We start from the raw sequence: 8757 nt of genomic DNA, 5'->3' as shown, positions 1-8757 counted from the left end.
GGTGCGGGATCGTGCGGAGCGGTACGGGATCGGCGGCCGGGCCGGCCGGGTCAGGGTGCCGGCGTCGCCTCGGTCGAGCCGCTCGGCGACGGAGTCGGGGTCGGCTCGGACGCCGGGGCGGTGACCTTGAGCTCGATGGTCACGGTGCCTCCGCCGGGCGCGGTCAGACGCAGCAGGAAGGTGCCGGCCTCCCCGTCCGCGTAGATGTCGGGGAGCGTGAGCAGACCGTTCTCGTCCGTCTTCAGACCCGTGAGCGTACGCAGCGGGTTGCCGTCGGCGTCCTTGAAGTACGGGCCCTTCGTGTTCGTCTCCGGGTCGTCGCCCGAGGTGATCATGGTGGCGGTGAGCGCGACCGACGGGGCGACGGCACCGTCGAGGGTGGCCTTCACCAGGACACGGTCGGCGAACCGCTCGCCGGTGGTGGCGGTCACGTCCTCGGCGTCGCCGCGCACCAGGGTGTCGGCCGTCCGCTCGGTCACCGTCGCGGAGAACTCGACGGGCGCGAGCGTCCTGCCCACGACCGTGGCCCGGACGGTGAACGTGCCCGGCTTCTCGCCCGCCCGGACGGGCGGCGCGACGGCCTTGCCCGCGGAGTCGGTGTTCACGGTCACGCTCTTGGCCACACCACCGAGGTTGGCGTCGGTGGAGCCGACGATCTCGAACCGCACGCCCAGGCCCGAGACCGGCTTGCCCGCCGCGTCGAGAGCGAGGACGGCCGGACGGCCGGCGAAGACGCCGCCGGCGGTGGCCGTCAGGGCCCCCGTGCCGGCGTCCTTGATCCGTGACACCTTCGCGGCGGCGGGCGGGTCGACGGGCGGCTTGGTCGGGGGCGTGGTGCCGGGCGTGGAGGGGTTCGGCTTGGGCGTGCCCGTCGAAGGGGACGGCGCGGGGGTGACGGGGGTGGTCGGTGTCTGCGTCGGCCCCGGCGTGGTGATGCGGGGGGTGTCGCTGCGGTCCACCGGGAGCTGACCGGTGCCGTCCGGCACCTGGTGGGTGCCGCGCTTGTAGTACTCGAACCAGGAGAGCACCGTGTGCAGGTACTCGGTCGAGCGGTTGTAGCTGAGGATCGCCCGGTCCAGGTCGGCCTTGACCGCGAGATCGCGGTTGTTGGCACAGAGGTAGAGACCGGCGGCCTGGGCGGCGTCGTAGATGTTGTTGGGGTCCTTGCGGCCGTCGCCGTTGGCGTCCTGACCCCAGGTCGCCCAGGTGGAGGGGATGAACTGCATCGGGCCGACCGCGCGGTCGTGCTTCGCGTCGCCGTCGAAGGCCCCGTTGTCGGTGTCCGAGATGTTGGCGAAGCCGACACCGTTGAGGACCGGGCCGAGAATCGGCGAGTGCGTGGTGCCGTTGGCGTCGACACGGCCGCCGCGCGCCTGCCCGGACTCGACCTTGCCGATGCCGGCGAGCAGCTGCCACGGAAGGTTGCACGCGGGGTCGCTGGCCCGTATCGACTGCTCCGCCCGCTTGTAGGCGGCGAGGACGGACGCGGGTATGCCCGCCTCGGCGGGGCCGGTGACGATGGGCAGGTCTATGGAGGTGCCGGGCTTGTTGGGCGTGTTCAGCGGCGGCAGGTCCGTGTAGTACGGGGAGTCACCGGTCGCCGTGCCGTCGGGCGACGGCGGTGTGTCACCGACGCCGGCGGGCCGGTCGCCGCTCGCGTTGTCCGAGGGCGGCGGGGTCACGCCGGGCGCCTGCGAGGCGGCCAGCGCCGCCACCGCCGCGGCCACGACGGCACCGCTGGTGGCTCCCCTGCGCAGCCGGCGGCCGAATTGCGCTGCCATACGTCTGGTCCCTCCCCCTCGACTGCACCCGCGCTCCCCGCGCGTGAACACGGGAGACCCTATGACACCTACGAGCCCCGGGACACCGCGGGCTGACCGTGTTTCACGCTTTCGCCACCTCTTGGCCGCTCACCGTCCCTTCACGATCGCTCCCGCATACTGGGCGTGATCGCCGACCCTCGGCCGCAGGGGAACTCCGTTGGTCGGCGCGGATCCTGAGGGGGACGTTCCCATGCCGTTCACGCTGAGTCATGCCGCCGCGGTGCTGCCGGGCATCCGCCGGGACGGCACCGCACGCGGACCGCTGGTCGCCTCCGCGCTGGTGGCGGGTTCGTTCTCGCCCGACATGACCTATTTCGCGGCCACGGCGATCCCGGAGGCGATGGTCTTCGGCGATGTCACGCACTCCGCCCTGGGAGTCGTCACCGTCGATGTGCTGATCACCGCGGCTCTGGTGGCGGCGTGGCTGATGGTGCGTGAGCCGCTGGTGGCCCTGCTGCCGGCACGGTGGCGGGGGCGGGTGTACGGATTCGTCCGTGGCCGCTCCTGGCGGGGGCGGCAGAGGGTGCCGCTGGTCGGCTGGTTCGTGCTGTCGGCGGCGCTGGGCGCCACGACTCATGTGGTGTGGGACGCGTTCACCCATCTCGACCGCTGGGGTACGCGGGCGATTCCGTTCCTCGGCGAGATCGTGGCCGGCTTCCCGGTCTATCTCTATCTCCAGTACGGGGGGTCGGCGCTCGCGCTCGTCCTGCTGGGGTGGTTCACGGTGCGGGCGCTGCGCGCGACCGCGGGGGACATCGCGCCGCCCGCGGCCGTCCCGGTCCTCGGCCGACGGGAGCGCCGGCTGGCGGGCGGGCTGATCGGTCTGTGCCTCCTGGCCGGAGTGGTGCACCGCTGCCTGCGCTGGTACGCGTACTGGGGCCGGATCGAGACGCCCCTGGACATCGTTCCGACGGCCTGCTTCGGGGCCGGCGCGGGCCTCGCCGTCGGGCTTGTGCTGTACGGGGCGTGGATGCGCCTGCGGAGGACACCTCCTGCGCCGTCCCTCGATGCGGCACGCGCCGAGGACGACGAGCCGGCCCGCTCCCGCCCGGGGCGATGATCAGCGCGACGCCGTCGTACGGGCCCCCACGGCCGTGACCGTGGGGGCCCGTCGCGTCAGTGCGCCGCGGACTCCCAGTCCGGGCCCACGCCGACCGAGACGTCGAGGGGGGCGCGGAGGGTGACCGCCGAGGACATCTCCCGGCGGACCAGGGACTCGACCTGCTCGCGCTCGCCGGGCGCCAGCTCCAGCACGATTTCGTCGTGGACCTGGAGGAGCATCCGGGAGGCGAGACCCGCCTCCGTCAGCGCCCGGTCGACGTTGAGCATGGCGACCTTCACGATGTCCGCCGCGGTGCCCTGGATCGGGGCGTTGAGCGCCATCCGCTCGGCGGCCTCGCGGCGCTGGCGGTTGTCGCTGTTCAGGTCCGGGAGGTAGCGGCGGCGGCCCAGCATCGTCTCGGTGTACCCCGTGGCGCGCGCCTCGTCGACGACCCGGCGCAGATAGTCGCGCACTCCGCCGAAGCGCTCGAAGTACGTGTCCATCAGGGCACGCGCCTCGCCGGCCTCGATGTTCAGCTGCTGGGAGAGGCCGAAGGCCGAGAGGCCGTACGCCAGGCCGTACGACATGGCCTTGATCTTGCGCCGCATCTCGGCGTCGACCGCGGACCGCTCGACGCCGAAGACCTGCGAGGCGACCGTGGTGTGCAGGTCCTCGCCGGAGGCGAACGCCTCGATGAGGCCCTCGTCCTCGGAGAGATGGGCCATGACGCGCAGCTCGATCTGGCTGTAGTCCGCCGTCATCAGGGCCTCGAAGCCCTCGCCCACGACGAAGCCGTGCCGGATCGCCCGCCCCTCGTCGGTGCGCACCGGCACGTTCTGCAGGTTCGGGTCGGTGGAGGACAGTCGCCCGGTCGCGGCCACCGTCTGGCTGAAGGTGGTGTGGATGCGGCCGTCCGCGGCGATGGTCTTGATCAGGCCCTCGACCGTGGAGCGCAGCCTGGCCTGCTCGCGGTGGCGGAGCATGATCACCGGCAGCTCGTGCTCGGTCTGGGCGGCCAGCCAGGCCAGCGCGTCCGCGTCCGTCGTGTACCCGGTCTTGGTCTTCTTCGTCTTCGGCAGGTTCAGCTCGCCGAAGAACACCTCCTGGAGCTGCTTGGGCGAGCCGAGGTTGAACTCGTGCCCGACCGAGGCGTGCGCCTCCTTCACCGCCTGCTGGACGGCACCGGCGAACTGCTGCTCCATGGCCTCCAGATGGGCCCGGTCGGCGGCGATGCCGTGCCGCTCCAGACGGGCCAGGAGGATGGAGGTGGGCAGCTCGACCTCGTGCAGAAGCTCCCGCGCGCCGACCTCGCCGAGCTTCTCCTCGAAGGCCGCGCCCAGGTCGAGAACGGCACGGGCCTGGGTCATCAGGGCCTCGGCCTCGGCGGTGTCGTCGGCGCCGAAGGCGAGCTGTCCGTCGGCGGCGGCCGCCGGGGCGAGCTCACGGTGCAGGTACTCGACAGAGAGCGCGTCCAGCGCGAAGGAGCGGCGGCCCGGCTTGACCAGATAGGCGGCGAGCGCGGTGTCCATGGTGATGCCCGCGATGCTCCAGCCGTGCTCGGGGAAGACCCGCAGCGCGCCCTTGGCGTTGTGCAGGACCTTGGGCCGCTCCGGGTCCGCGATCCAGCCGGCGAAGGCCTTCTCGTCGGCCTCGTCGAGCTGGGTGGTGTCGAACCAGGCCGCGGCCCCTCCGGCGGCGGCCAGCGCGATCTCGGTGACGCTGCCGGTGCCCAGCGCCCAGCTGTCGACCGTGGCCACGCCCAGCGGCTCGGCGCCGTGCTCGGCGAGCCAGGGCGCGAGCTCACCGGCGCCGAGAACGGTGCCGTCCAGCTCCACGCCCGCGGCGGGGGCGGCGGGCTGCGCCTCACCGGCGCCCGGGTCAACGGCGAGGAGCCGCTCGCGCAGCGAGGGGTTGCGGATCTCCAGGGTGTCGAGGACCAGCGCGACGGCCGCGCGGTCGTACGGCGCGCGCTCGAGGTCCTGGACGGTCCGCGGCAGCTCGACGTCCCGCACCATCTCGGTGAGGACGCGGTTGAGCTTGACCGACTCCAGGTGGTCGCGGAGGTTCTGTCCGGCCTTGCCCTTGACCTCGTCGACCCGCTCCACCAGCTCGGCGAACGAGCCGAACTGGTTGATCCACTTCGCCGCGGTCTTCTCGCCGACGCCGGGGATGCCGGGCAGGTTGTCCGACGGGTCTCCGCGCAGCGCGGCGAAGTCCGGGTACTGCTGCGGGGTGAGGCCGTACTTCTCCTCGACCTTCTCGGGCGTGAAGCGGGTCAGCTCGGAGACGCCCTTGGTCGGGTACAGCACGGTCACGTGGTCCGTGATCAGCTGGAAGGAGTCACGGTCACCTGTGACGATCAGGACCTCGAAGCCCGCGGCCTCGGCCTGCGTGGCGAGCGTGGCGATGACGTCGTCGGCCTCGAAGCCGTCGATGGCGAACCGCTGCGCGTGCATCGCGTCCAGCAGCTCGCCGATCAGCTCGACCTGCCCCTTGAACTCGTCCGGGGTCTTGGAGCGGTTCGCCTTGTACTCCGGGAACTCCTCGGAGCGCCAGGTCTTGCGGGACACGTCGAAGGCGACGGCGAAGTGCGTGGGCGCCTCGTCGCGGAGCGTGTTCGCCAGCATCGACGCGAAGCCGTAGATGGCGTTGGTCGGCTGACCGGTCGCCGTGGTGAAATTCTCCGCCGGCAGCGCGAAGAACGCCCGGTACGCGAGTGAGTGCCCGTCCATGAGGAGCAGGCGCGGACGGTTGTCTTGGGTCTTCGATGCTGTCTCAGCCACGGGGACGATCCTGCCACGGACCACTGACATTCCCGCCCTCGTCGACCGACGGGCACGGGCCGTCCGTGGCGCGTGACAGGATCGGGTGCGTACGCCACAGGACGACCGCTCAAGGGAGAGCGCGATGGTCAGCAAGCCCCCCGCCGGCGACCCGGTCCAGGACGCGCCGCAGGTCGCGCCGCCCCAGCACGCCGCTGCCGGGCTTCCCGCCGTCGCCCACACTCTCAAGATCGCCCAGGCTCAGATGGGGGTGCGGCGCACCGCGCGGACCCTGCTCAAGGTCAATCAGAAAGACGGCTTCGACTGCCCGGGCTGCGCCTGGCCGGAGGCCGACAAGCGACATGTGGCGGAGTTCTGCGAGAACGGCGCGAAGGCGGTCGCCGAGGAGGCGACGCTGCGCCGGGTCACGCCCGACTTCTTCGCCGCCCACACAGTGGCGGACCTGGCGACCCGCAGCGGGTACTGGCTGGGACAGCAGGGCCGGCTCACGCAGCCGATGTATCTGCCCGAGGGCGCGGAGCGGTACGAGGCGGTGACCTGGGAACGGGCGTTCTCGATCATCGCGGAGGAGCTGACCGCCCTCTCCTCCCCCGACGAGGCGCTCTTCTACACCTCGGGCAGGACGAGCAACGAGGCCGCGTTCCTGCTTCAGCTCTTCGCCCGCGAGTTCGGCACGAACAACCTGCCGGACTGTTCCAACATGTGCCACGAGTCGTCCGGCTCGGCGCTCAACGAGACGATCGGAATCGGCAAGGGCAGCGTCTCGCTGGAGGATCTGCACCAGGCCGACCTGATCGTCGTCGCCGGGCAGAATCCGGGGACGAACCACCCGCGGATGCTCTCCGCCCTGGAGAAGGCGAAGGCCGGGGGCGCGCGGATCATCTCGGTGAACCCGCTGCCGGAGGCCGGTCTCGAGCGGTTCAAGAACCCGCAGACCCCGCAGGGCATGTTCAAGGGCGCCGCGCTCAACGATCTCTTCCTCCAGATCCGTATCGGCGGCGACCAGGCCCTGTTCCGGCTGCTCAACAAGCTGATCCTGGAGACTCCGGGCGCCGTCGACGAGGAGTTCGTCCGCGAGCACACCCATGGGTACGAGGAGTTCACCGCGGCCGCAGGCGCGGCGGACTGGGACGAGACCCTCGCGGCGACCGGTCTGACCCGCGCCGAGATCGAGCGGACCCTGGAGATGGTCCTCGCCTCCGAGCGGACCATCGTCTGCTGGGCGATGGGCCTCACCCAGCACAAGCACTCCGTGCCGACCATTCGCGAAGTGGTCAACTTCCTTCTGCTGCGGGGCAACATCGGCCGGCCGGGCGCGGGCGTCTGCCCGGTCCGCGGCCATTCGAACGTGCAGGGCGACCGCACGATGGGCATCTTCGAGCGACCCGCTCCGGCCTTCCTCGACGCCCTGGACAAGGAGTTCGGGATCGTCTCGCCGCGCCACCACGGCTTCGACGTGGTCCGCTCGATCCAGGCGCTGCGCGACGGCGAGGCGAAGGTCTTCTTCGCGATGGGCGGCAACTTCGTCGGGGCCACCCCCGACACGGAGGTCACCGAGGCCGCGATGCGCAGGGCCCGGCTGACGGTCCACGTCTCGACGAAGCTGAACCGCTCGCACGCGGTCACGGGCACGCGCGCGTTGATCCTCCCGACGCTCGGCCGCACCGACAAGGACGTCCAGGCGAGCGGCAAGCAGTTCGTGACGGTCGAGGACTCGATGGGCCTCGTGCACGCCTCGCGCGGCAACCTCCCGCCCGCGAGCCCGCATCTGCTCTCCGAGCCGGCGATCGTGGCCCGGCTGGCGCGGGCGGTGCTCGGCGCCGCCTCGGCCACCCCCTGGGAGGAGTTCGAGAAGGACTACGCCACGATCCGCGACCGCATCGCGCGCGTGGTGCCCGGCTTCGAGAACTTCAACGCCCGCCTCGCCGCCGACCCGGGCGGCTTCGCGCTCCCGCACGCCCCGCGCGACGAGCGCCGCTTCCCCACCGCCACCGGCAAGGCCAACTTCACGGCCGCGCCCGTCGAGTACCCCACGGTGCCGGAGGGCCGGCTGCTGCTGCAGACCCTGCGCTCGCACGATCAGTACAACACCACCATCTACGGTCTCGACGACCGCTACCGCGGCATCAAGGGCGGCCGCCGGGTCGTCCTGGTCAACCCCGAGGACGCGACGGCGCTCGGGCTGGCGGACGGGTCGTACACCGATCTGGTCAGCGAGTGGAAGGACGGCAGCGAGCGGCGGGCGCCCGGCTTCCGGGTGGTGCACTATCCGACGGCCCGGGGCTGCGCGGCCGCGTACTACCCGGAGACGAACGTCCTGGTGCCCCTGGAGTCCACCGCGGACATCAGCAACACCCCCGCCAGCAAGTCCGTCGTCGTGCGTCTGGAACAATCACACTCCGCCTAAGCGTTTGCTCAGGCGGATCAGGGTTCAGCGGATCAATGGATCAGCAGCCGTACGAAGACGAACGGAGCCGGGCCGATGGGTGAGCAGCAGCATGTGAAGTTCCCGCAGGAGGTCATCGACGAGTACGCCGCACTCGGCGTCGATCTTCCCGCCCTCTTCTCGGCCGGGCACCTCGGCAACCGCATGGGCGTGCAGATCATCGAGGCCTCGGCCGAGAAGGTCGTCGGCACGATGCCGGTGGAGGGCAACACCCAGCCGTACGGTCTGCTGCACGGCGGCGCCTCCGCGGTCCTCGCCGAGACCCTCGGCTCGATCGGCTCGATGCTGCACGGCGGAGTCTCCAAGATCGCGGTCGGCGTGGACCTGAACTGCACCCACCACCGGGGGGCCCGCAGCGGCCTCGTGACGGGTGTGGCGACGCCGGTCCACCGTGGCCGCTCCACGGCGACGTACGAGATCGTGATCACCGACGAGCAGGACAAGCGGGTCTGCTCGGCGCGTCTGACCTGCATGCTCCGCGAGATCACGGCCAAGGACGCCGACAACCTTCCCGACGCGGGCAAGGACGGCGGCGCCGCGAGCGCCTGACCGCGGCCTGCGGACCGCGGACCGCGGACCGCGGACCGCGCACCGCGGCCCGCCACCGCGAAGCATTCCCGGCCCGGGACGGACATCTCCGTCCCGGGCTCATATAAACAACAA

5 protein-coding genes are annotated in these 8757 nt (G+C 71.6%); 3 read left to right on the top strand and 2 right to left on the bottom strand.

Annotated features, from left to right (window positions below; translation table 11 throughout):
* Positions 1-50 precede the first annotated feature (50 nt).
* Complete coding sequence (locus ACFC0D_RS37365) at positions 51-1781, bottom strand: lytic murein transglycosylase (protein ID WP_376446278.1); 1731 nt, start codon at positions 1779-1781, stop codon at positions 51-53.
* Positions 1782-2013: 232 nt separating this feature from the next.
* On the opposite strand from ACFC0D_RS37365, the gene ACFC0D_RS37360 reads away from it, so the two are divergent.
* Positions 2014-2883, top strand: coding sequence for a DUF4184 family protein (locus tag ACFC0D_RS37360; RefSeq protein WP_376446275.1), 870 nt, complete (start codon positions 2014-2016; stop codon positions 2881-2883).
* 56 nt (positions 2884-2939) lie between these two features.
* Here ACFC0D_RS37360 and polA read toward each other — a convergent pair whose 3' ends face one another.
* Complete coding sequence (polA, locus tag ACFC0D_RS37355) at positions 2940-5648, bottom strand: DNA polymerase I (RefSeq protein WP_376446273.1); 2709 nt, start codon at positions 5646-5648, stop codon at positions 2940-2942.
* 124 nt (positions 5649-5772) lie between these two features.
* Here polA and ACFC0D_RS37350 point away from each other — a divergent pair, with 124 nt between their 5' ends.
* Together ACFC0D_RS37350 and ACFC0D_RS37345 are read left to right on the top strand one after the other, a co-directional pair.
* Complete coding sequence (locus tag ACFC0D_RS37350; protein ID WP_376446271.1) at positions 5773-8055, top strand: FdhF/YdeP family oxidoreductase; 2283 nt, start codon at positions 5773-5775, stop codon at positions 8053-8055.
* Positions 8056-8130: 75 nt separating this feature from the next.
* Entirely contained in the window at positions 8131-8643 is a 513-nt protein-coding gene (locus ACFC0D_RS37345) for a PaaI family thioesterase (RefSeq protein WP_376446268.1), read from the top strand.
* Positions 8644-8757 lie beyond the last annotated feature (114 nt).

The sequence above is a fragment of the Streptomyces sp. NPDC056222 genome (assembly GCF_042264065.1).
In the GTDB taxonomy this organism is placed as follows: Bacteria; Actinomycetota; Actinomycetes; order Streptomycetales; family Streptomycetaceae; genus Streptomyces.
The sequence above is the reverse complement of the archived record's forward strand: the minus strand, read 5'-3'. Positions and strand labels throughout refer to the sequence as shown.

Excerpts from the sequence above, each read along its gene's own strand:
- ACFC0D_RS37365 (WP_376446278.1), bottom strand. The coding sequence starts at position 1,781 with ATGGCAGCGCAATTCGGCCGCCGGCTGCGCAGGGGAGCCACCAGCGGT.
- ACFC0D_RS37360 (WP_376446275.1), top strand. The coding sequence starts at position 2,014 with ATGCCGTTCACGCTGAGTCATGCCGCCGCGGTGCTGCCGGGCATCCGC.
- ACFC0D_RS37350 (WP_376446271.1), top strand. The coding sequence starts at position 5,773 with ATGGTCAGCAAGCCCCCCGCCGGCGACCCGGTCCAGGACGCGCCGCAG.
- ACFC0D_RS37345 (WP_376446268.1), top strand. The coding sequence starts at position 8,131 with ATGGGTGAGCAGCAGCATGTGAAGTTCCCGCAGGAGGTCATCGACGAG.